This is a genomic window from Faecalicatena faecalis, assembly GCF_012524165.2.
GTDB lineage: Bacteria > Bacillota > Clostridia > Lachnospirales > Lachnospiraceae > Faecalicatena_A > Faecalicatena_A faecalis.
Genome location: NZ_JABACJ020000007.1, coordinates 59,322 through 82,436, shown reverse-complemented (window position 1 = coordinate 82,436; position 23,115 = coordinate 59,322). Strand labels below are relative to the sequence as shown.

At 48.3% G+C, this 23,115-nt stretch carries 22 protein-coding genes and 1 riboswitch; of the genes, 21 read left to right on the top strand and 1 reads right to left on the bottom strand.

What is annotated here, in order from left to right:
- Positions 1-13 precede the first annotated feature (13 nt).
- A complete protein-coding gene (locus HGO97_RS09490; RefSeq protein WP_216241064.1) occupies positions 14-1,261 on the bottom strand; it encodes a PocR ligand-binding domain-containing protein in 1,248 nt (415 codons plus the stop codon).
- A gap of 218 nt (positions 1,262-1,479) precedes the next feature.
- Between HGO97_RS09490 and HGO97_RS09485 the strand changes: the two genes are divergently transcribed.
- The 21 genes from HGO97_RS09485 to cobA all read left to right on the top strand — a co-directional run bounded on the left by HGO97_RS09485 (position 1,480) and on the right by cobA (position 23,075).
- The gene (locus tag HGO97_RS09485; RefSeq protein ID WP_330641541.1) at positions 1,480-2,127 is read left to right on the top strand and encodes a corrinoid protein; all 648 of its coding nucleotides are present in this window, start codon (positions 1,480-1,482) and stop codon (positions 2,125-2,127) included.
- Between the two features lie 57 nt (positions 2,128-2,184).
- The gene (locus HGO97_RS09480) at positions 2,185-4,440 is read left to right on the top strand and encodes an ASKHA domain-containing protein (RefSeq protein ID WP_216241063.1); all 2,256 of its coding nucleotides are present in this window, start codon (positions 2,185-2,187) and stop codon (positions 4,438-4,440) included.
- Between the two features lie 87 nt (positions 4,441-4,527).
- Positions 4,528-4,716: riboswitch (cobalamin riboswitch) on the top strand.
- A 98-nt stretch (positions 4,717-4,814) separates the two neighbouring features.
- Positions 4,815-5,564 carry an energy-coupling factor ABC transporter permease gene (locus HGO97_RS09475; protein WP_216241062.1) on the top strand — a complete coding sequence of 250 codons (750 nt, stop codon included), beginning with the start codon at positions 4,815-4,817 and terminating at the stop codon, positions 5,562-5,564.
- Position 5,565: 1 nt separating this feature from the next.
- Entirely contained in the window at positions 5,566-5,910 is a 345-nt protein-coding gene (locus HGO97_RS09470) for an energy-coupling factor ABC transporter substrate-binding protein (protein ID WP_216241061.1), read from the top strand.
- Between the two features lie 23 nt (positions 5,911-5,933).
- Positions 5,934-6,704: a cobalt ECF transporter T component CbiQ gene (gene cbiQ / locus HGO97_RS09465; RefSeq protein WP_216241060.1), complete on the top strand. Its 771-nt coding sequence runs from the start codon at positions 5,934-5,936 to the stop codon at positions 6,702-6,704.
- Positions 6,704-7,573, top strand: a complete 870-nt coding sequence (locus HGO97_RS23745) for an energy-coupling factor ABC transporter ATP-binding protein (RefSeq protein WP_246597386.1) — start codon at positions 6,704-6,706, stop codon at positions 7,571-7,573. Before cbiQ ends, HGO97_RS23745 begins: the two co-directional genes overlap by 1 nt.
- Positions 7,574-7,615: 42 nt before the next feature.
- A complete protein-coding gene (locus HGO97_RS23740; RefSeq protein WP_246597385.1) occupies positions 7,616-8,401 on the top strand; it encodes a sirohydrochlorin cobaltochelatase in 786 nt (261 codons plus the stop codon).
- 30 nt (positions 8,402-8,431) lie between these two features.
- On the top strand, positions 8,432-9,616 hold the full coding sequence (gene cbiD / locus HGO97_RS09455; RefSeq protein ID WP_216241059.1) for a cobalt-precorrin-5B (C(1))-methyltransferase CbiD: 1,185 nt from the start codon (positions 8,432-8,434) through the stop codon (positions 9,614-9,616).
- Positions 9,613-10,371, top strand: coding sequence for a precorrin-2 C(20)-methyltransferase (cobI, locus tag HGO97_RS09450; RefSeq protein ID WP_216241058.1), 759 nt, complete (start codon positions 9,613-9,615; stop codon positions 10,369-10,371). Before cbiD ends, cobI begins: the two co-directional genes overlap by 4 nt.
- Positions 10,372-10,388: 17 nt before the next feature.
- Positions 10,389-11,162 carry a precorrin-4 C(11)-methyltransferase gene (cobM, locus tag HGO97_RS09445; RefSeq protein WP_216241057.1) on the top strand — a complete coding sequence of 258 codons (774 nt, stop codon included), beginning with the start codon at positions 10,389-10,391 and terminating at the stop codon, positions 11,160-11,162.
- Positions 11,155-11,886 (top strand): precorrin-3B C(17)-methyltransferase, encoded by a 732-nt coding sequence (cobJ, locus tag HGO97_RS09440; RefSeq protein WP_216241056.1) that lies wholly within the window; start codon positions 11,155-11,157, stop codon positions 11,884-11,886. Before cobM ends, cobJ begins: the two co-directional genes overlap by 8 nt.
- Positions 11,879-13,144, top strand: coding sequence for a precorrin-6y C5,15-methyltransferase (decarboxylating) subunit CbiE (gene cbiE / locus HGO97_RS09435; RefSeq protein ID WP_216241055.1), 1,266 nt, complete (start codon positions 11,879-11,881; stop codon positions 13,142-13,144). The genes cobJ and cbiE overlap by 8 nt, the downstream gene beginning before the upstream one ends.
- Positions 13,095-14,558: a cobyrinate a,c-diamide synthase gene (locus HGO97_RS23735; protein ID WP_246597384.1), complete on the top strand. Its 1,464-nt coding sequence runs from the start codon at positions 13,095-13,097 to the stop codon at positions 14,556-14,558. The genes cbiE and HGO97_RS23735 overlap by 50 nt, the downstream gene beginning before the upstream one ends.
- Before the next feature lie 90 nt (positions 14,559-14,648).
- Entirely contained in the window at positions 14,649-15,707 is a 1,059-nt protein-coding gene (cobT, locus tag HGO97_RS23730) for a nicotinate-nucleotide--dimethylbenzimidazole phosphoribosyltransferase (RefSeq protein WP_408610850.1), read from the top strand.
- Between the two features lie 41 nt (positions 15,708-15,748).
- Positions 15,749-16,510, top strand: coding sequence for an adenosylcobinamide-GDP ribazoletransferase (gene cobS / locus HGO97_RS09425; RefSeq protein ID WP_216241054.1), 762 nt, complete (start codon positions 15,749-15,751; stop codon positions 16,508-16,510).
- Positions 16,507-17,115: a histidine phosphatase family protein gene (locus HGO97_RS09420; protein WP_216241053.1), complete on the top strand. Its 609-nt coding sequence runs from the start codon at positions 16,507-16,509 to the stop codon at positions 17,113-17,115. The genes cobS and HGO97_RS09420 overlap by 4 nt, the downstream gene beginning before the upstream one ends.
- Complete coding sequence (gene cbiB / locus HGO97_RS09415) at positions 17,112-18,071, top strand: adenosylcobinamide-phosphate synthase CbiB (RefSeq protein WP_216241052.1); 960 nt, start codon at positions 17,112-17,114, stop codon at positions 18,069-18,071. The genes HGO97_RS09420 and cbiB overlap by 4 nt, the downstream gene beginning before the upstream one ends.
- Before the next feature lie 13 nt (positions 18,072-18,084).
- Complete coding sequence (locus HGO97_RS09410; RefSeq protein WP_216241051.1) at positions 18,085-19,149, top strand: pyridoxal phosphate-dependent aminotransferase; 1,065 nt, start codon at positions 18,085-18,087, stop codon at positions 19,147-19,149.
- A gap of 1 nt (position 19,150) precedes the next feature.
- Positions 19,151-20,668 carry a cobyric acid synthase gene (locus HGO97_RS09405; protein WP_216241050.1) on the top strand — a complete coding sequence of 506 codons (1,518 nt, stop codon included), beginning with the start codon at positions 19,151-19,153 and terminating at the stop codon, positions 20,666-20,668.
- A complete protein-coding gene (gene hemC, locus HGO97_RS09400; protein ID WP_216241049.1) occupies positions 20,665-21,546 on the top strand; it encodes a hydroxymethylbilane synthase in 882 nt (293 codons plus the stop codon). The genes HGO97_RS09405 and hemC overlap by 4 nt, the downstream gene beginning before the upstream one ends.
- Before the next feature lie 2 nt (positions 21,547-21,548).
- Positions 21,549-23,075: a uroporphyrinogen-III C-methyltransferase gene (gene cobA, locus HGO97_RS09395; protein WP_216241048.1), complete on the top strand. Its 1,527-nt coding sequence runs from the start codon at positions 21,549-21,551 to the stop codon at positions 23,073-23,075.
- Positions 23,076-23,115: the final 40 nt, after the last annotated feature.

Genomic DNA, 23,115 nt, shown 5'->3' with positions numbered 1-23,115 from the left:
TCTGATTCACAGGTTACCGGAACTGCTTCGGTGTCAGACCGGTGTACTTTTTAAATACTTTTGAAAAATAGCTTTGGTCTTCAAATCCCACAGCGACCGCGATATCAATGATTGAAAAATCCGTATTGGAGAGCAGCCGCTTACTTTCCTCGATTCGCACCATATTCAGGTATTCCTTGAAGGAAGAGCCTGTAGATTGTTTGAACATGGTAGAGAAATAGGAAGGATGCAGATGAACCTGTGCGGCAACATCCTCCAGAGTCAGTGGTTCATTAAAATGCTTGGAGATGTAGATCATAGCTTTTTTGATCAATTCACTGTTCTGGGAAGGAATATAATGGAACAGGCTTTCCGTGAACGCTTCTACGATCTCCTGAAGTTTAAAACAAAGGGTCTCCATGGTATCGACCTGCTGGATATTCTTTAAAAAGTGATTGTTCAGCTTTAGGATATTGTCGGTCTGTGCACCGCCCTCGATCGCTGCCCTGGAGAGAAGGGAACACAGCTCAATGGCCCTGGCCTTCACGATATCCAGACTGTTTCCCTCGGAAAAGAGAACGTAGCCGAGAAGGTCGTTGAGGATTGCGTTGGCCTGTCCGATATCTCCCAGCTTTACTTTGCCGATCAGTTCCTTTTCCTTTTCGTATGGATAGGAATTGGTGCTGATTTCTTCCTCCTTATATCTCTGGATAGATTCGTTGATTCTAGACTGCTGTACAAGCTTCTGATTATTCTGTTTGAGTACCTCCTTACTTTCATCAATTAAGTTGGCGAACATATAGTAAAGAAGCCTGCTGATATAGTTGACCTTAGCGGGCGGGACGATGGGGATACTGGCGGTCTCGTCATACAGATCCAGGGCCTTAGACGTCCCGATATGATACTTTTTGGCAATATCGGAAATCAGAATAGAGTCAGGCGAATCCATCAGAAAGGGACCGACCAGGATAGAACCCAGGAAGGTCTTTTTGCTGATCAGCGGGAATACGATATGATTCAGCTCTGCATGGCAGGCAAAAATATAAGGCTCCCCCAGGGTGATCGCCCTTTTACTGGCTTGGATATGCATCTTCTCACAGGTATCTCCAGCAGGCAGATAATCTTGGAAACATCGGCAGAAATTCGACATCTGTCCGCTCTGTGCAAGAAATTCTCCCTGCTCATCAATGACTTGGATCGGAATCTGCATACATGCGTAGAATGTGTCTGTCATGGCTTTGAGCGTGTCCTCAGGTACAATGGAATATAATAAAGGTTTCAAGCTCTTTCCTCCGTAATATTAGAGTGGTGTTATTGTGTAAAGTAAGTTTATCACATTATGGGCAAAAAAGGGAAATCTGTTTCCCTAATTAAGCGAATTTAAAATAAAAATATTTATACAAAGATTCCAAAATAATTACCAGAAACGAAAAAAGAAAGAAGATAAAATTAGACCCAGGAAAAGCCAAGCGGCGATATTACAGAAGTTGGAGGAATCAAATGATGTCTATTATTCAGGAAATGTCAGAATTTCTGCAAAAAGGAAGAGCAAAAAATGTGAAGGCCTTAGTACAGCAGGCACTGGATGAGGGGATAGACCCAAAAGAGATTTTGAACGAAGGCCTGTTATCAGGAATGATGATTATCGGAGCAAAGTTCAAAAATAATGAAGTATTTGTACCAGAAGTCCTGGTTGCAGCAAGAGCAATGAACACAGGTCTGTCTGTTCTGGAGCCAAAGCTTGTAGAGATTGGAAATGAGCCGGTCGGCAAGGCCGTCATCGGAACGGTTCAGGGAGACTTGCACGATATCGGTAAGAACCTTGTCGTTATGATGCTTAAGGGCGCCGGATTCGAAATTTATGATCTTGGTGTAGACGTTCAGCCAACTGCTTTCATTGACAAGGCTGAGGAAATAGGGGCAGACTTAATTTGTATGTCCGCACTTCTTACTACGACGATGCCAAGGATGCAGGACTGCATTGACCAGTTAAATGAAAAAGGACTTCGCGGCAAATACATTGTGATGATAGGCGGAGCACCTGTCAACGACAGCTTTGCACAGCAGATCGGGGCGGATTACTACACACCAGATGCAGCAACGGCAGCGGAGGTCGCAAAACAGGCAGTGCTCAGTAAAGAAAAATAGCGATTCATGGTCACATGGGGCAAAGGAAATGCACCTATACCAGATGAGGCTGCATTTTTGTTGCAATTACCGGATATGGATCGAAGCAAGGACATCGAGATGATTATAAAAGAATTTGACATCAAAATATGTAAAGAAAATGTATTGAAATTGATAGATTGTCATAAAGACAGCCCGATTTATGAGGAAGTGACCGAAGAATACGAAGAGATGCTGCCGGCGGTATATGAAAAGATGGAGCCGGTGGCTCTTCTGGCGTTCGAAAGTGTGGAAGAATTCCAGATCGAGGGAGCGGGGAATGAATCAAAGGAAGCACTTTTTTGTATTACCTCCATAGGCGGTAGAATCAGTCAGTGGATAACGGAGTTATTTACCGCGGGGGATTATCTCGGCGGAATGCTGGCGGATGCTATGGCAGATGACTATCTGTTCCAGGTGGACCATCTCCTTTCGGAGGTGGTCATTCGACTGTGCAGGGAGAAAAAACGCGGTGTCATGCGCAGATTGGAAGCGCCTCAGGATATTTCCATGGAAGTACAGAAAAAGGCTCTGGAAGTCACGGACGGGGAAAATCTGGCGGGGATTCGAATCAAAGAGAGTTATATGTATGACCCGGTGAAGACGACCTGCCAGGTCTATCTTTTGGATGATCAAATAGAGCGGTTCCATATTAAACATGACTGCAGCCAATGTCCGAACCTGTCCTGTAAGCTTCGAGACATTCCAGAAGTGACTGTAAAGGCAGCAGGTGTACAGGGCGGTATTATTGAAATCACAGGAAGGAAAGACCAGACGCTGATGGAGATGCTTACGGAGCATGGTATCTTTTTAAGTGCAGTCTGTGCCGGACGGGGAACCTGTGGAAAATGCAGGATTCAAGTACTGGAGGGTGAGATAGAGCCGTCTAAGGAGGACAAGAGGTTCTTTTCCACCAGTGAAATCAGCCAGGGCTTTCGCCTGGCCTGTCGTGCATATGCGAAGGGAGATGTTGTGATTACTCTGGACTGCGCTCAGGAAAAAGAGTTTGCAGTTCTGACAGATTTTGGCGGCAGAAGCAAAGACAGTGCGGTGCCAGATACGAAAAGCATCGAAAAGGGCAATCATACATACGGAATCGCAGTGGATATTGGGACGACCACCATTGCCATGCAGTTGATTTATTTGGCAGATGCACAGGTTGTTGAGACTTTTACTGCAATGAACAGGCAGAGAGCCTATGGAGCGGATGTGATCAGCAGAATCGATGCCTCCAACAATGGAAAAAGAGAAGCACTCAAAGAGAGCATCCAAAAGGATTTGATGACTGGCATTTCCAAGCTCACTGCTCACGGAAAGCTTGGAATCGAAAGGATGATCATCGGGGCGAACACCACGATGGTTCACCTGCTGATGGGATATTCCTGTGAGACACTGGGGGTATTTCCATTTACCCCGGTGAACCTGGAGATCATAAAGACTACGGTGAAGGAACTGCTGGGAACATATGCACAGGACTTAGAGGAGGACTTTGAGGTCTGTATTTATCCTGGAATCTCGACTTATGTAGGCGGAGATATTACAGCAGGACTGTATGCGCTGGATTTTGAGAAGCGAGAGAAGCCATCTGTTCTGATCGATCTGGGAACCAATGGGGAGATGGCAGTGGGCAATCAGGACCGAATCTATGTAACCTCTACAGCGGCAGGTCCGGCTTTTGAGGGCGGCAATATCACGTGCGGAACGGGGAGTATACCAGGGGCAGTCTGCAAAGCTGTCATAGAAGAAGGAAAGGCAGAATTAAAGACGATCCTGGATCAGCCTGTTTCTGGAATCTGTGGGACAGGTGTCGTGGAGATTGCATATGAGCTGCTGAAAGAGGAGCTGATGGATGAGACCGGACTCTTAGAGGAGGACTATTTTGAAGATGGTTACCGTCTCGCAATGGATGCATCCGGCCGGGAAATCGGATTTTACCAGAAGGATATCAGAGAGCTCCAATTGGCGAAGTCGGCAGTGCGCTCAGGCCTGGAGACCTTGATTTTAAGATATGGCATTACCTATGAGGATATAGGGGCAGTCTATATTGCAGGAGGCTTTGGTCATCAACTGGATATCAGAAAGGCAGTCGGAATCGGCCTGCTTCCCAAGGAATGTGAAGGTAAGATTCAGGCAGTGGGGAACAGTTGTCTCAAAGGGGCAGTTGCAGGACTGATGAATGAAGATGCAGAGGAAGCAATCGAGTCGATTCGAAGTGTTTCACAGGAAATCAGGCTGTCCAACGATAAAGATTTCAACGAATTTTATATGGATTATATGTTTTTTGAGGAAGTGTAGCGCTATAGTTACATTCGGTCTGGATTGCATAATCCTCTGGAATGTGGTAAAATTTATCAAGCTGATAAATGAAGCTGAAAATTCAAATCCGGCAGACAGTTTAAGAGAAAGCCATTCAGATGGATGGCAGGGGAAGCAGGTGGGAATCCTGCACAATACCCGTTGCTGTATTGGAGGAGCGGTATTCCATTAGGTCACTGTAGGGTTTTCCTATGGGAAGGCGGAATATCGTGAAGATACCTGAGTCAGAACACCCACTCTTAAATGGATTTGGACGATTACGGGAATATGATCAGGTGTTTGCCGCGGATCTTTTTTCGATTTTGTGGTGAACCTGAAGTATTTTCAGAAAAACACAAAAAGGAGAAAGAAGCATGACAAGAAAAGAAAAGGTCTTAATTAAGGCATCCATCGCATTCGCTGTGATGTTTGCTGTCACACCGGCCGTCAATGCAATGCACATTATGGAAGGATACCTTCCGGCTGGTTTTTGCATTGCGTGGGGCGTTATTTGTGTCCCCTTCTTAGTGACCGGTTTTATTTCCCTAAAAAAAAGAATTCAAGAGAACCGCAGATCGATAACACTGATTGCGATGGCAGGAGCATTTATTTTTGTGATTTCCTCCTTAAAGATTCCGTCTGTGACAGGAAGCTGTTCCCATATGACAGGAACCGGGCTGGGAGCAATCCTGTTCGGGCCGGCAGCCGTGAGTATCCTGGGAATCATCGTTCTTTTGTTCCAGGCGATTCTGCTGGCACATGGCGGACTTACTACGCTGGGAGCAAATACATTTTCCATGGCTATTGCGGGACCTCTGTTATCATTCGGAATCTATAAATTTTGTACAAAACTGAAAGTCAACAGGAAGGTATCCGTATTTCTTGCAGCCTGCCTGGGAGATTTGTTTACCTATTGTGTGACGAGTATTCAGCTTGCACTTGCGTATCCTTCAGAAGCTGGCGGGGTCGCTGCATCCGCCGTGAAGTTTTTAGGCGTGTTCGCACCCACACAGCTTCCACTAGCTGTAATCGAGGGGATTCTCACGGTCATCATGGTGATGGCTCTGGAATCCTATGCAAAACCAGAACTAAAGGCAATCGGATTTATGAAGGAGGCTAAGTAGGATGAGTAAGAATATGAAGACCACAATTCTTTTGCTGTGCATAGCCATATTGATTGCAGTAGTCCCACTGTTTGTACGAAAAGGTGCCGAGTTCGGCGGCTCTGATGATGCGGGAAGCGTGATGGTAGAAGAAATCCAGGGAAAAGAATATACTCCATGGTTTACTCCGGTCTTAGAAACCGCCCTTGGCGGAGAACTTCCAGGAGAGGTAGAGAGCCTATTGTTCTGTCTCCAGACAGGCATTGGTGTAGGAATCGTCGCTTTTGTGATGGGCCGCCTGGTAGAGAGAAAGAAATGGCAGAAAAAAGCAGAAGACTGGGAGAATAGAGAGAACCAGACACAATAGAAGGCGCCGGAGAGGAGCAAGATATGATTGTAGTGGATAAGCTTTGTTATCGTTCAAAGCTTCGTTATGTGAATGCAGGAGAGAAGTTCGTGTTTTCCATGGTGACACTTTTGTTTTGCATTATCAGCCGCTCTTTTTTGATTGCCGCAATCGCTTTTTTTGTGAATGGCTTTTTGGTGGTAAAAAAGGGTGGAATCTCATTTGGGCGGTATATACGTCTGCTGGCTGTTCCATTTACATTTCTGATATTAAGCACTCTTGCTGTCATTGTAAATATCTCGAGGGTCCCACTGGACGCATATGCTGTGCCAGTGGGCACCTTTTTTATCACAGGAAGCAGAGAATCGTTATGGTTCGGGATGCAATTGATCGGGACAGCAATGGCAAGTGTATCTTGTCTGTATTTTTTATCCTTGAACACCACAATGACGGATATACTGGATGTGTTGGATCAACTGCACTGCCCAGAAATCATGATAGAATTAATGATGCTGATATACCGTTTTATCTTTGTGCTGATGGAGACGGCATCGTCGATCATGGTCTCTCAAAAGTCCAGACTCGGCAACCGGAACTTAAAAATATCAATTCAGTCATTCGGACAGATGGGGGCCGGGCTTTTCATCCGGGCATTGAGACGGTCCAACGCGCTGTATGACGCGATGGAATCCAGATGCTATGACGGGAAAATCAAGGTATTGAGTGTGCAGCATCCTGTAAAGAAAAAGGAAGTAATAATGATCATACTCTATGAGTTCATATTGCTTGCCGTTTGGATAGGAGGAAAGATGTGATGGGTGCGGAAGCAGATGATATTATAATCGAGGCTAAGGATGTCTGTTATACGTATGAAGAGGGCGGTCCGCATTCCTTGAATGGCGTTAGTCTGAAAATAAGAAGAGGCAGAAAAGTGGCTTTTATGGGAGCGAATGGCTGTGGAAAATCGACGTTTTTCCTTTGCTGTAATGGAATTTACAGACCGGACAGCGGCACCCTGTTTTTTCATGGAAGACCAATTGATTATTCGAAAAAGGGATTGTTAGATCTAAGGGGAAAAGTGGGAATCGTGTTCCAGGACCCGGATAATCAGCTTTTTTCAGCCAGTGTCTATCAGGAAATCTCATTTGGCCCGATGAATTTAGGTCTTCCAGAGGATGAGGTCAGAAAAGAAATCGAGCAGGTGATTGACTTTTTAGAAATCACCCCCTTCCGGGACCGTCCTGCCCATGCTTTAAGCGGCGGGCAGAAAAAACAAGTGTCCATAGCGGATATTCTGGTCATGCATCCAGAGGTGATCATTCTGGATGAGCCGGCAGCAGCATTGGATGCAAAACATACGAAGATGGTGAATCAGATTGTAGAGAGTCTGGCAAGAGAGGGAATCACGATCCTGATGGCAACGCATGATATGGATTATGCCCTGGCCTGGGCAGATGAAATCGTCCTTATGCATGAAGGAAAAGTCTTGATGCAGGCGGACCCGGTCACGGTATGCACCAATCAGGAGGCACTAAAGATGACGAATCAGGAGGAGCCTGCAGTTCTTAGATTATATGAACAACTGGTGAAAAAAGGAATCCTTAATCAGAGAAAAAGACCGCCTGTCAGTATGGCAGAACTGGAACGTTATATTGAGGACAGCGGGGCATCTAAAAGCCTATAACCAAGCAGGGACAGACTTTGATGTATATGCAGGAGGAAGAGAATGGAGAAGAGAACAGAGACTAAGAAAGCAATTCTGGTGGTGAGCTTTGGAAGCAGCCATCTGGATACATTAGAGAAAAATATTGATAAGATCGAACAGCAGATTCAGGATACCTTTACGGACTACCGGGTCTATCGGGCCTTCACGAGCCAGATGATTCTTAGAAAGTTGAAAAAGACGCAGAATTTGCATTTCTTTACAATCAAGGAAGCCATGGAGCAGATGGCAGAGGACGGAATCGAGCAGGTAATTGTGCAGCCGACCCACATCATCAATGGAATCGAGAATGACAGAATGATGTGTGACGTGATGGAATACACCGACCGTTTTAAGAAGGTCCGTGTAGGACGGCCGCTTTTAACAAGTGTGGATGATTACAAGAAAGCCATTCATGCCATGATGGCAGAAGTTGATTTAGAGGAAGGGGAGATGCTTATCCTCATGGGGCACGGTACGGATCATCATGCAAATTCCGCATATCCGACCCTGGAATATACCTTTCACTCCTTGGGGTATCATCAGGTATTAGTTGGAACCGTGGAGGGCTTCCCAGATTTTCGGAATGTGATGACGAAGCTGGAAATCTCCGGTGCAGAGAAGGTGACTTTGATGCCCTTCATGCTGGTAGCAGGGGATCATGCAAAAAACGATATGGCAGGGGAAGAAGATTCCTGGAAAACAGAGCTGGAGGATGCTGGTTACCAGGTAAACGCAGTCATCAAAGGACTGGGAGAAATGCGCGGAATCCGCAATATTTACATTGAGCATATTGAGGCAGTCATGTAGGAAGAAGTATCAAGAGAAAGGAGCACTGGCATGGAGAATCAGCAGACGGCCAAAAAAGGCCCACAGAGGACACAAGGGCAGCTTGTCTGGAAGGACCAAAAACAGCTTAGGACAGGTTACACGACAGGAAGCTGTGCCGCTGCTGCGGCAAAGGCGGCATCCAGTATGCTTCTTGGCGGGGAAGTGATACAGCAGGTATCGTTGATGACTCCGAAGGGAATCAGGCTTTACCTGGAAATCGAGGATATTCGGATCTCTCCGGAGGCTGTCACCTGTGCCATCCGCAAGGACAGCGGGGATGATCCCGATGTCACAGACGGTATTCTCATCTATGCCAGTGTCAAAAGATGTGAAGGCAGCAGACTTTTTCTGGATGGCGGCGAGGGCGTCGGCAGGATTACAAAAAAAGGTCTGGAACAAAAGATCGGGGAGGCGGCCATCAATCGGGTGCCCCGCCAAATGATCTTAGAGGCCGTGGATTCTCAGAGGAAAAAGTGGGGATATGCAGGCGGACTGGATATTTTGATTACCATTCCCAGAGGCAGAAAGCTTGCAGAAAAGACCTTTAATCCACGATTGGGAATCGAGGGAGGAATCTCGGTCCTTGGTACCAGCGGAATCGTAGAGCCGATGAGCGAGAAAGCGCTGACCGATACGATTTTCCTGGAGATGAAGATGCTCAAGGAAAACGGACATGACTGGTGTTATGTCGTTCCCGGCAATTATGGAAGTGATTTTTTGACACAAAAACTCGGGTATGACGGGGAGATGGCTGTCAAATGTAGTAATTATATTGGGGAGACGATAGATGATGCGGTCAATTTGGGGATGAAAGGAATCCTTTTTATCGGGCATATTGGGAAGTTGGTGAAGCTGGCGGCAGGTGTGATGAACACGCACTCCCGGCAGGCGGACTGCCGGATGGAGGTCTTTGCTTCCCATGCAGCCTTAAATGGGGCATCCATGCAGCTTGTGAAAAAGCTGATGGACTGTTTTACGACCACGGAGGCGGTAGAAATCTTAAAGGCAGAAGGACTTCTCTTGGATGTGATGGAGAGCATCATGGAAAAGCTGGAGTTCTATCTCAAATATCGGGCCGGGGAACATTTAAAAATCGGGGCCATTGTATTTTCCGTGGAGGAAGGGATTTTGGGAAGTACATCGGATACACAGGAACTATTGGAACACATACAGAAGGAGAGGAGCGAATCATGAAAGGGATGTTTTATGGAATCGGAGTCGGGCCGGGAGACCCGGAACTCCTTACATTAAAGGCAGTCAGGGTGATTCAGGAGTGCGAGGTCCTTGCGGTCGCTGTGTCGGCTCCTGATTTTAAGGAACCAGTTTACGAGGAGGCGAAAACGGTGAGTGCTTATGCCGGACTTTTGGAGAAATGTACGGCTTATCAGATCGTGCTCCCTGCGGTACCGGAGGCAGCGGATAAGGCGAAGCTTTTTCTGCCCATGCCGATGATGAAGGAGAAGGAAACGTTAAAGCAGATTCACGACCAATGCGCCGATTTTACAGCACAGCTCATAGAGCAGGGAAAGAAGGTGGCATTTATCACACTGGGCGATCCAACGGTATATTCGACCTGCCTGTATGTACATAAACGACTGAAAAAGCGGGGGCTTACGACCAGTCTGATTCCAGGAATCACCTCCTTCTGTGCGGCAGCGGCCAGACTTGACATGGGGCTGGTAGAGAATCGGGAGGAGCTGCATGTGATTCCCGCTTCCTATGAAATCGAGGAGAGTATGGGCATGCCCGGGACAAAGGTGCTGATGAAAACGGGGAAGAAGATGCCTTATGTGAAACAGACGGTGAAGGAGAAGGGTCTGGATGTCAGGATGGTGGAAAACTGTGGGATGAGTGGGGAGCAGATCTACACTACAGTGGAGGAAATCCCGGATGATGCAGGCTACTATTCTCTGATGATCATCAAGGATAAGAAGAGTACATCGATATAAGCAGGAGGAAAAAAGATATGATCGCATTTGTAGGAGCCGGTTCAGGAGCGGCAGATCTGATCACAGTCAGAGGGCAGAGATATTTGGAGGAGGCGGACCTGATCGTATATGCAGGAAGTCTAGTAAATCCTGCACTTTTGGATGTAAAAAAGGAGACGTGTGAAGTCTATAACAGCGCGCTTATGACACTGGAGGAAGTATTGGATGTGATGGTCAGGGCAGAAAAGGAAGGTAAAAAAGTAGTGCGTCTGCATACGGGTGATCCTTGTCTGTACGGGGCTATCCGGGAACAGATGGATGCGCTTGACGCACAGGGCATTGCTTATGAGTATTGTCCTGGAGTCAGCTCTTTTTGCGGGGCAGCGGCTGCATTGGATGCGGAGTACACTCTGCCGGGAATTTCCCAGTCTGTGGTGATTACCAGGATGGCAGGCAGGACTCCGGTGCCGGAAAGGGAATCCATCAGAAGCTTTGCAGCACATCAGGCGACTATGGTCATTTTTTTAAGTACCGGAATGCTCCCAAGACTTCAGGAGGAACTGATTGCGGGGGGATATCCAAAAGACACTCCGGCGGCAATCGTCTACAAGGCCACCTGGCCAGATGAAAAGGTGTGCCGCTGCATGGTGGAGAGTCTTGCTGAAACGGCAAAGAGAGAGAACATTACAAAGACTGCCTTGATTGTAGTCGGCAGGGCATTGGACGGAGAATATGACCGGTCCAAGCTTTACAATCCATCCTTTACGACAGAATTCAGGCAGGCATCCGAAGGAGGAAGAGAAAATGGCTAAAGTATATGTAGTAGGCCTTGGTCCCGGAGCTGACCAGCAGATGACGAGAGAGGCTCATGCAGTGATCGAACGCTGTCCGGTCATTGTGGGATATACAGTATATGTAGATCTGGTAAAAGAGCAGTATCCAGAGAAAGTCTTTCTGACTACGCCAATGACACAGGAAGTAAAACGCTGTAAAATGGCACTGGAAGAAGCACAAAATGGGCGGGATACAGCCATGATCTGCAGTGGGGATGCCGGAGTATACGGGATGGCAGGACTGATGTACGAGACAGGAAAGGAATACCCGGATGTGGATATTAAGATCGTGCCAGGGATCACCGCAGCCAACGGCGGAGCTGCGGTACTGGGGGCACCCCTGATGCATGACTTTGCGGTCATTAGTTTAAGCGACCTATTGACACCATGGGAGAAAATCGAGAGGCGCATTAAAGCAGCCGCGATGGCCGATTTTGTCATCTGCCTTTACAACCCATCCAGTAAGAAGCGCAGAGATTATCTCAAAAAAGCCTGTGAGATGATGCTGGAATACAAATCCCCAGATACCATCTGTGGGACGGTGAGAAATATCGGCAGGGATGGAGAAAAATCCCATATCATGACCTTAGGTCAGTTAAAGGATACAGAAGTAGACATGTTCACCACCGTTTTTATCGGTAATGAACAGACAATGGAGATCAATGGGAAAATGGTGACGCCAAGAGGATATCGAAATGTGTAAAGAAAAACAAAGGATCTATCTGGTGGGAATCGGGATGGGAACAGAAGCTTCTCTGACCATCCAGGCAAAACAGGTACTAGAATCCTGTGACCGGATCATCGGGGCCAAGCGGATGCTGGATGCTGTAAAGGAGTTCAATAAGCCAGTTTTGGCTGCGTATAAGCCCGGGGAAATCAAGGACTATATCGTGACTCATTCTAATGCTGCCAAGATTGCAGTGGTTCTTTCAGGGGATGCCGGCTTTTATAGTGGTGCGAAGAAGCTGGAGGAGGTACTAACAGAATATGAGGTGGAGCGGATTCCAGGAATCAGTTCCATCATTTATCTGGCTGCAAAGCTTCATATATCCTGGGAGGATGCCGCATTGGTCAGTGTTCACGGGAGAAAACAGAATTATATCCATGCTATAGCGACCCATGAGAAGACCTTCCTGTTATTGGGTGACAGAGACACGGCCAGAGAGTTCTGTGAGAAAATCCGATATTATGGGCTGGAGAAGACACAAATTTGGGTCGGAAGCCAGCTCTCCTATGAGGATGAAGTAATTCTGCACAAAAAAGCCGGGGAACTTCGCCCGGAGGAATGCTTAGGGCTAGATGTGGCCTATATATACAACCCCGAACCTGACAGGCGTATTTACAGACATCTTGAGGATGAGGAGTTTATCAGGGGAAAGGTCCCTATGACAAAATCAGAGATCCGGGCGGTGAGTCTGGCCAAGCTTGCGCTCACAGAGGATGCAGTGCTCTACGATGTGGGAGCCGGGACGGGCTCTGTTTCTATAGAGGCAGCCGTGCAGTCGGGGAGCATCAAGGTGTACGCAGTCGAGAAGAATCCCGAAGGCGTGAGCATGATACGGGAGAATAAGAGAAAGTTTCTTTGTGACTGGCTTGAAATCGTGGAAGGGACGGCCCCGGAGGCTCTCAAGGAATTAAAGCCTCCAACGCATGTGTTCATTGGAGGCAGTTCCGGGAATTTGAAAGAAATCATCACCTGTGTGAAGGAAAAGAATCCAGAGGTCCGAATCGTCCTCAATGCGATTTCCCTGGAAACCGTGAAAGAGGTGATGGAGGCGGCCAGGGAAGGCATCCTAGAGGAGCCGGAGATCATACAGATCATGGCATCCCGGTCTAAGAAGCTGGGAGCATATCATATGATGACGGGACTGAATCCTGTGTATATTATCACAGAGGGAAAGGAGCAGCAGGATGGAAAATCGGAGATTTCTGATTGCGGCGGCATCCAGCGGAAGCGGTAAGACAGTTCTTTCCTGCGCCCTGATGTCTGCATTTTTGCAGAAAGGGATGAGTGTTTCCGCCTGCAAATGCGGGCCGGATTATATAGACCCGATGTTCCACAGGGAGGTCCTTAGGATTCCATCTGAGAACCTGGATCTTTACTTTTGCAGGGAAGAGGTATTAAAGACGCTGTTCGCAGAGCATACAAGTCAGACAGATGTGACCGTGATCGAAGGAGTCATGGGGTATTATGATGGAATGAGCCTGCCTTCGGAGAAGGCAAGCTCTTACGATGTGGCAAAGACCCTGGATGTTCCCGTGATTCTTACCGTACCATGCCGGGGCATGGCTCTTACTGTGATGCCGCTGATCTTGGGGATGATTGAATTTCGAAAGGACAGTCATATTAAGGGGATTCTTCTGAACCGGGTATCTGCCATGCTCTACCCGAGACTGAAAAAGATGATCGAGGATGAACTGGGAAAGCGCGGATATCAGATTCCTGTGATTGGATATGTACCGGAGGATGAGGTGTTCGGTCTTAAGAGCAGACATCTCGGGCTGATCACTCCCCAGGAAATAGAAGGAATCCAAAAACAGCTTACAAAAGCAGGAAAGATTCTGATAGAAACGGTGGATCTGGATCTGCTTTTGAAGATCGCAGGCCAGGAAAATGTAGAAAAGCCATTGGAAAGAGAGCAGTCAGAGGACAGGAAAGCAGAGATTGAGACCGAAACCACAGAGAACAAAACCACAGAAATCAGGGAGTTAAAGAAGCATGCAGCTTTCTTAAGAAAGGACAGCTTGATCAGAATCGGGATTGCCAGAGACGAAGCATTTTGCTTCTATTATAAAGATAATCTGGAGCTCTTACAAAAGCTGGGCTGTGAATTGGTGGAATTCAGTCCTCTTAGCGATAGGTCTCTGCCAAAGGCGATTCAAGGACTGATTTTAGGCGGCGGCTATCCAGAACTTTATACAGAGTTACTTTCAGAAAATGCAGCGATGCGTGAAGAGGTCTATCAGGCAGTAGAGAGGGGAATTCCCTGTCTGGCTGAATGCGGAGGTTTTATGTACCTGCATGAAGAGATGGAGGGAAAAGACGGGGGGCTGTATCCGATGACAGGAAATATCCCTGGAAAGGCCGTCCAGAAAGAGGAATTGGTAAGGTTTGGATATATTGAGCTGCAGGCACAAAGGGACGGAAAGTATTTCAAAAAAGGGGAAATTCTGCGGGGCCACGAATTTCATTATTGGGACAGCACGGATAACGGTGCAGATTGTCTGGCAGTGAAGCCCGATGGAAGACGCTTTTGGGAATGCATTCATATGAAGGAAAATTTATTTGCAGGATACCCGCATATCCATTTTTACTCAAATCCGATTTTCGCAGAACGGTTCGTTCAAGCCTGCAGACAGTATTGCTGCAGCTAGACATCGGCCGATACAGATGAGAAAGTAAGGAAACCGTGTACAGAAAGGAAGACACATGAGATGATACAGGATACTAAAATTTCAGATACCATGACACTTACGGAAATAAAAAAGTGGATCGAACCGGCTGATCAGGCCAGCATTCAGGCTGCCAAAAAGCGCTGGATGTCCGTGGCTAAGCCCCTGTTCAGTCTGGGTAAACTGGAGGATGCAGTCATCCGCATGGCAGGGATAAAAAGGAGTTCAAAGTTTGAGCTAAGAAGAAAGGGACTGGTCATCATGTGTGCGGACAATGGGGTCGTTGCAGAGGGCGTGACCCAGACGGGACAGGAGGTCACAGCAATCGTTGCAGATAATTTTACGAAGAAGGCAGCCAGTGTGGCAATCATGAGTGAAATCGCAGGTGTGGACCTGTTTCCTGTCGATATCGGTATGGTTTCTGATGTCCCGTCTGTGACCAGAGCAGAGCAGAAAATCGCCTACGGAACCAGGAATCTTGCACAGGAACCTGCCATGACAAGAGAAGAAGCATGGCGGGGGGTATTGGTCGGAGTCCGCATGGTCGAAAAGCTGAAAAAGGAAGGCTATGATATCCTGGCCACCGGGGAGATGGGCATCGGAAATACGACTACCAGCAGCGCCGTCGCAGCAGTTCTATTGGGAAAACCAGTAGAAGAGGTGACTGGAAAGGGCGCCGGCTTAAGCAATGAAGGGCTGGAAAAAAAGATTGCTACAATCAAACAGGGGATTCAAAGGAGCAGGCCCGATCCAGAGGATGCACTGGATGTACTGGCTAAGGTCGGGGGGCTGGATATTGCAGGACTGGCGGGAGTCTATCTGGGCGGTGCCATCTATCATATTCCAGTCGTGATCGATGGATTTATTTCGGCGGTCGCGGCGCTTTGTGCCGTCCGTATGGTGCCGGATGCCGGAGATTATCTGATGCCGTCCCACGTGTCCAAGGAGGCGGCTGGACAGCTCCTTCTGGACGCCCTTCATGTCTCTCCATTTCTGACCTGTGATATGTGTCTGGGAGAGGGCAGCGGAGCGGTCGCAGTCTTCCCGCTTTTGGAGATGGGACTTGGCGTCTACCAAAGGATGAGCACCTTTGATGAGATACAGGTCGAACAATATGAAATATTACAGTAAAATAACCGGAAGACTGTCTGGTAAAAAAGGGAGGGAGAACCATGTATCTGCTGGAATCCTGTGCGGTAGCATTTTCTATGTATTCAAAAATTCCGATGCCGCGGGTGGAGTGGAATGAGAAAAATATGAAGTATGCGATGTGCTTTTTCCCTTTGATCGGGGCGGTAATCGGTATTCTGGAAGTGCTTTTGGGAAGCTTTCTGCGAAACATCAAAGTGGGAAACCTGCTTTTCGCCGTGGTGATGACGCTGCTTCCCGTTATGATTACAGGAGGCATCCACATGGATGGCTTCATGGATACGATGGATGCCGTCAGTTCTTACGGAGACCGGGAGAAGAAGCTTGAAATCCTTAAGGATTCCAATTCCGGAGCATTCGCGATCTTAGGGATGAGCTGTTATTTTCTCTGGAGCCTGGCTATGTGGAGTGAAGTATCACCGGATATGTTTTCGGTGATTGCCTGTGGTTATGTATTATCGCGCTCTTTCAGCGGCTTGTCCATTGTCACCTTTCAGGCGGCAAGAAATTCGGGGCTGGCCCGTACCTTCCAGGACGGAGCAAAACGGAAAAATGTCCGTATGGTCATGGTCCTTTTTCTGATTGCATTTTCTGCGCTGATTCTGTGGCTGAATCTTGTCTTGGGCGCGGCTGCGTTGATTGCAGGGAGTTTGGTATTCCTTTACTACAAAAGGCTGTGTGACAGACAATTCGGCGGCGTGACCGGGGATTTGGCGGGATATTTTCTGCAGGTCTGTGAACTGGCGATGCTGACGGGCATTGTTCTGGCGGGAGGGCTGTTATGAGAATCATGATGATCCGGCATTTCCAGACTCCGGGGAATCTGGAAAGAAGATATATAGGACGCACGGATGAGCCTCTGCTGCAAAATGAAGCATTGTTACAATTGGTCGAGGAAAAGAGAAGGCTTCTAGGAGCAAAAGGAGTACCGCAGCAGGTCGTGGCAAGCCCGATGAAACGATGTATCCAGACGGCAGCACATCTGTTTCCCGGAAAAGAGCCATTTTTGTGCGAGGAGCTTAAGGAATGTGACTTTGGCCTGTTTGAAGCGAAAAACTATCAAGAACTAAAAGATCTGTCTGCCTATCAAAAATGGTTGGATTCCCGTGGAGAACTGCCATTTCCGGAGGGAGAAGTGCATGAGAATTTTAAAGCTCGTTGTGTCAGGGGATTTGAAAAGACGATGGATGAGCTGATCCGGCATGGATGTGAACTGGCTGCGATGGTCGTCCATGGGGGGACCATCATGGCGGTTCTTTCCAGGTTCGATAAAGAACAGCGGGAATTCTATCACTGGCAGGTGGAGAATGGCGGGGGATATTTGATCACGCTGGATGAGAAGGACTGGGAAGAGGGAAGAAAAGTATTCAGGGAGATAGAACGGTTATGATGTCATTGATTGCCTGTGGGACAGGATTTGTGTTAGACTTTTTATTTGGAGATCCAATCTGGCTGTACCATCCGGTACGGCTCATCGGAGCACTGATCGCATGGCTGGAAAAGCTGGCCCGCAAAGTGTGCGGGGAGAATCGGCAGGCACTTTTGACAGCAGGTGTGGTCCTATGGATCATTGTAGTGAGTATCTCTACAGCCGTACCATATGCCCTTTTGTATGCGGCAGGTGTCCTGCATCCGGCAGCCAGGTTCGTCCTGGAAAGCTTCTGGTGCTATCAGCTTTTGGCGGCGAAGTCCTTAAAGCTGGAAAGCATGAAAGTATACGATAAGATAAAAAATAGAGACTTGGAGGGAGCCAGAAGAGCTGTTTCTATGATCGTCGGAAGAGATACCGAAAGCCTGGATGAAGAGGGAGTCGTGAAGGCGGCCGTGGAGACTGTGGCAGAAAATACATCCGACGGAGTGACTGCGCCCCTTTTGTTCCTGATGATAGGAGGAGCCCCTCTCGGATTTTTCTACAAGGCAGTGAACACCATGGATTCCATGATCGGCTATAAGGATGAGAAGTATCTGTATCTGGGACGGTGTGCGGCAAAGCTGGATGATGTACTGAACTACCTTCCGGCAAGGCTGTCAGCGGTTTTGATGACTCTTGCGGCATATCTTCTCAAGATGGACGGACATGGTGCATGGAGAATTTACCTCAGGGACAGAAGGAAGCATGCAAGCCCCAACTCGGCACAGACAGAGGCCGTGTGCGCAGGTGCCTTGGGAATCAGGCTGGCGGGGGATGCATATTATTTTGGAAAGCTGTACAAAAAGGAGTATATAGGTGATGCGACTCGGCCCGTGGAAGCGGAGGATATTAAAAGAGCCGACCGGCTGATGTACGGGACTGCGGTGCTGACCTTTGTGGTATTTGGAATCATCAGGCTGGCAGTTTTGGTATGATTGGGGAGGACTTATGGATTACAAGCATGGCGGGGATATTTATACATATAAGGGCATGAGTGATTTTTCGGCGAATATCAATCCCTTTGGGCCGAGCCAGAAGGTGATGGATGCGGTGTCAGCGAGTGCCTGTCAAATCGGTGTCTATCCAGACAGCAGATGTAAGGAACTTCGGGCGGCTCTTTCCAGGAAGGAGGAGGTCCCCGGGGAGAATCTTGTATTTGGAAATGGGGCGGCAGACCTGATCTTCTCCCTCGTATTTGCTGAAAAGCCGAAAAAGGCGGTGCTGACTGCCCCCTCTTTTTTGGAGTATGCGCAGGCACTTCGGGCAGTGGGATGTGAAATTATATATCATCGGTTGAAAGAGAAGGAAGACTTTCGCTTAGGAGAGGAGTATCTGGAAACGCTGAATGGGGATGTGGATATGATTTTTCTCTGTTCCCCGGATAATCCGACCGGACAGGAAATCGAGAAGGGGCTGCTTATCAAGATCATAGAAAAATGTCAGGCACATAGAATCAGACTGGTATTGGATGAATGTTTCTATGAATTTCTGGAAGAGCAGGATCATGTGCTGACGCCTGCGGAGGCGATGAAGACACCGTGGGTATTTGTGCTGAGGGCGTTTACGAAGATGCACGCCATGCCGGGACTGCGTCTTGGCTATGGTATTTGTTCTGACCAGGCACTGCTTGAGAGGCTCGCCTTTGTGCGACAGCCCTGGAGCGTGTCTATAGCAGCGCAGGAAGCAGGGCTTGCTGCATTGGAGGAAGTGGACCGGGTGAAAAGGACGCGGTCGTTTGTACAGGCGGAGCGAAGCTGGATGGAGCGGCGCTTCCAGCAGATGGGCGTGACCATTTTCCCATCCGCAGCGAACTATATTCTGTTAAAGAGTGAGTATGATCTGTTTGGACTTTTGAAAGCGCAGAACATCCTTATCCGGGACTGCAGCAATTATGAAGGCCTGGACCGGGGATATTATCGTGTCGCGGTAAAGACAAGAGAGGAAAATGAACGGCTTTTAAAGGCACTGGAAGCAATCTATCGAAAAGAAGGAGCAGAGGAAGGAGGAGCATGAAATGGCAAAATGCATCATGATTCAGGGCACGATGTCCAATGCAGGAAAGAGTATTTTAGTAGGAGGGCTGTGTCGGGTCTTTCGGCAGGATGGTCATAAAACGGCCCCATTCAAATCACAGAACATGGCTCTGAATTCCTTTATCACGAAGGACGGTCTGGAAATGGGAAGGGCACAGGTGATGCAGGCGGAGGCAGCAGGAATCGAGCCCTCGATCCTGATGAATCCCATCTTATTAAAACCGACCAATGATACAGGGTCCCAGGTCATTGTAAACGGAGAGGTGACAAGGGTCATGTCAGCGGCGGAATACTACCGCTGCAAGAAAGAATTCGTACCTGAGGTTTTAAAAGCATATCATAAGCTGGAAGAGATGTATGATATTATTGTGATCGAAGGCGCAGGAAGTCCTGCGGAGATTAATCTGAAAGACCATGATATCGTGAATATGGGGCTTGCTAAGCTGGTCGATGCTCCGGTGCTTCTGGTCGGCGATATCGACCGTGGAGGGGTCTTCGCACAGCTAGTGGGGACCATCGAGCTGTTGGAGGAAGAGGAACGCCGACGAATCAAGGGGACCATCATTAATAAATTCCGCGGGGATAAGGACATCCTGGCCCCGGGGCTTCGGATGCTGGAGGAAAAGACCCATATCCCGGTACAGGGCGTGGTGCCATATTTCCATCTGGATATCGATGATGAGGACAGCTTAAGTGAGCGTTTCCAGAAAAAAGAGACGACAGGACTAATCGATATTGCAGTGATTCGTCTCCCGCGAATCTCTAATTTTACAGATTTTATGGCTCTGGAATGCATGCAGGGAGTGTCTCTTCGATATATTTCCACTCCAGGAGAATTCAAAAGCCCGGATGCAGTGCTGATCCCGGGGAGCAAGAACACCATCGGGGACCTGCTCTGGATGCGCCAAAGCGGTCTGGAGGCGAAGATCATCCGCCATGCGGACGCGGGAAAGCTGGTCTTTGGCATCTGCGGCGGCTACCAGATGCTGGGAGAAGAAATCACAGACCCAAAAGGAGTGGAGCAAAAAGGCAGTGTCAAGGGGATGGGACTTCTTCCCACAAAGACGATATTCGAGGAGGAGAAGACTCGGACCAGGGTGCGTGGCAGCTTCCGGCAGATGAAAGGAATTTTGTGCGGTCTGAGCGATGTGGAGATCGAAGGATATGAAATACACATGGGGACTACCACCTTGTTGAACAAAGAACCGATCCTGTCTCTTGTGGATGACGTGAAGGCGGGAACGAGGAAGATGGACGGTGCGGCATCGGGCAATGTCTACGGCTGTTATGTCCACGGTGTATTCGACAGGCCGGAGGCAGCAAGAGGGCTGATTGGGGCACTTCTGAAATCAAAGGGAATGGATGAGAGTGATATCAAAGCAGTCGACCTTGCAGTTTATAAAGAACAGCAGTATGATAAACTGGCAGATATCATCAGAGAGAGTCTGGATATGGAAGCAATTTACCAGATTCTGGAGAAAGGAAATGAGGCATCATGAAGTCTATCATTCGAATCGGCAGCCGCGAAAGCAGGCTTGCTGTCATACAGGCGGAAATTATCAAAAATGCGATCGAGAAACACCATCCAGAGCTTAAGGTAGAATTGGTGACAATGAAAACGACGGGAGATAAAATCTTGGACAAAAGTCTGGAGCAGATTGGCGGAAAAGGGCTGTTTGTGAAGGAACTGGATAAAGCACTTAAGGATGAAAGAATCGATATTTCCGTACATAGTTTAAAGGATATGCCTATGGAGGTCCCAGAGGAGCTTCCTTTGATCGGATACAGCAAAAGGGAGGACCCAAGGGACGTGCTGATCTATAGACCGGGGCAGTCTGAGATTATGCCCGGCGGTGTCATCGGGACATCGAGCAGGCGCAGGATGCTTCAGCTTGAGAAGTTGTATCCATCCTGTACATTTAAAGGGATTCGGGGAAATGTACAGACACGCCTTAGAAAGCTTGAAGAGCAGAACTTTGACGGTACTGTCTTAGCGGCGGCTGGTTTAAAGAGACTGCATATGGAGTCGATCATCGGCAGGATCTTTGAGGTGGAAGAGATGGTCCCGGCTGCAGGGCAGGGCATTCTTGCAGTACAGGGCAGGAAAGGGGAAAATCATTCGTACCTAGACTGTATTTTTTGTAGGAAGAGCGAGATAGAAGCGGCGGCAGAACGTGAATTTGTGGCTGCCCTGGACGGCGGCTGTACCTCTCCGGTCGCGGCCCATGCGATTGCATGTGGGGAGGAAATCAAGCTTTATGGATTGTATTACCGTGAAAAGGATGATACATTCTGGGTGGAAACGAAGACAGGGGAGGCAAAAAGAGCCAGACAGATAGGTGCTTCCCTGGCAGAAGAGATGAGCAAGAGGAGTTAGAGATGGAACAAAAAGGGAAAGTATGGCTTGCAGGTGCAGGCCCAGGAGATGCAGGACTTTTAACAGTGAAGACAAGACAGTTGATGGAGAGTGTGGATATCATCGTGTATGATGCCTTGATCAGTGCAGAAATTTTGAGCCTGATTCCTGCGGATAAAGAAATGGTACATGTGGGAAAACGTTCCGGGCATCATATGGTCCCTCAGGAAGAGACGAACCAGATTCTGCTTGCGGAGGCGTTAAAAGGGAAAAAGGTACTTCGGCTCAAAGGCGGCGATCCGTTTGTTTTTGGGCGGGGAGGGGAGGAATTGGAGCTTTTAAAGGAGCATGGTATTCCATTTGAAATTGTGCCGGGAATTACCTCTGCCGCTGCGGTGCCTGCCTATGCAGGAATCCCGATCACACACAGAGAATATACCTCATCCTTCCACGTCATTACCGGACATCCAAGGAAGGATGGGACCAGCAGAGTAGATTACCCCTCTCTTGTGAATCTGAAAGGTACACTGGTATTTCTGATGGGGATTTCCTCCATGGAAACAATCTTGATCGGGCTGATGGAAGCCGGGATGGACCCTTCTGTCCCAGCGGCGGTCTTAGAAAAAGGAACGCTTTCCTCCCAGCGCCGTGTGGTCTCCACAGTGGGGAACCTGGCAAAGGAGGCAAAAAAGGCAGAGATCGGTACCCCTGCCATAATTCTGGTCGGGGAGGTATGTGCACTGGCTGATTTGTTCCATTGGGCGGAGGACCGTCCACTTGGGGGAAGACAAATTTTGATTACACGTCCGAGAGAGAACAGTTCCCGGCTGGCCGACAGACTGCGTGCACTGGGGGCGCAGGTGATTGAATTGCCATCCATCGATACGAAGACCATCTCCCCCAACCCGGCATTGTCGCATGCGATGAAGGAATTCGGATACCGGACCAAGGAGGAATGGCTCGTATTTACAAGTCCTATCGGTGTGCGTATTTTCTTTGAGCAGATGGTAGAGATGAAGATGGATTTAAGAAAGCTTTTTGCTTGTCCTGCAAAAGTAAAGATCGCGGCGATAGGATCTGCCACAGAAAGAGAATTGAGGGAGCGCGGACTTTTTGCAGATCTGGTACCAGCGGTCTATTGTGCAGAGGATTTGGGAAAAGAGATCGCCGTTGCGGCAGAACCGGGAAGCAGAGTGACAATCGTACGCGCATCCATCGGCTCACAGGAACTGCTCCCGCCTCTTGAGAAGGCTGGGCTTGAGGTAGTGGATACTCCGTTGTATGAGACGATCTATGAGACTCATGAGCAGATTAGGGAGAAGATACAAGAGCAGTTCAAAGCCGGAGAAATCGATATGGTGACATTTACCAGTGCGTCCACAGTGAAGGGATTTGTCCATGCGCTAAGGCTTGAGGATTACAGGCCGATCCACGCTGTGTGCATCGGGGAGCAGACCGCGGCGGAGGCTCGGAAGTATGGTATGCGGATCAGTATATCAAAGAAGGCTTCCATAGACAGTATGGTAGAGTTGATTTTAGAGGAAGCCTAAAAATAATAGGATTATAAGAGTACGTTAGGAGGAATGTGCG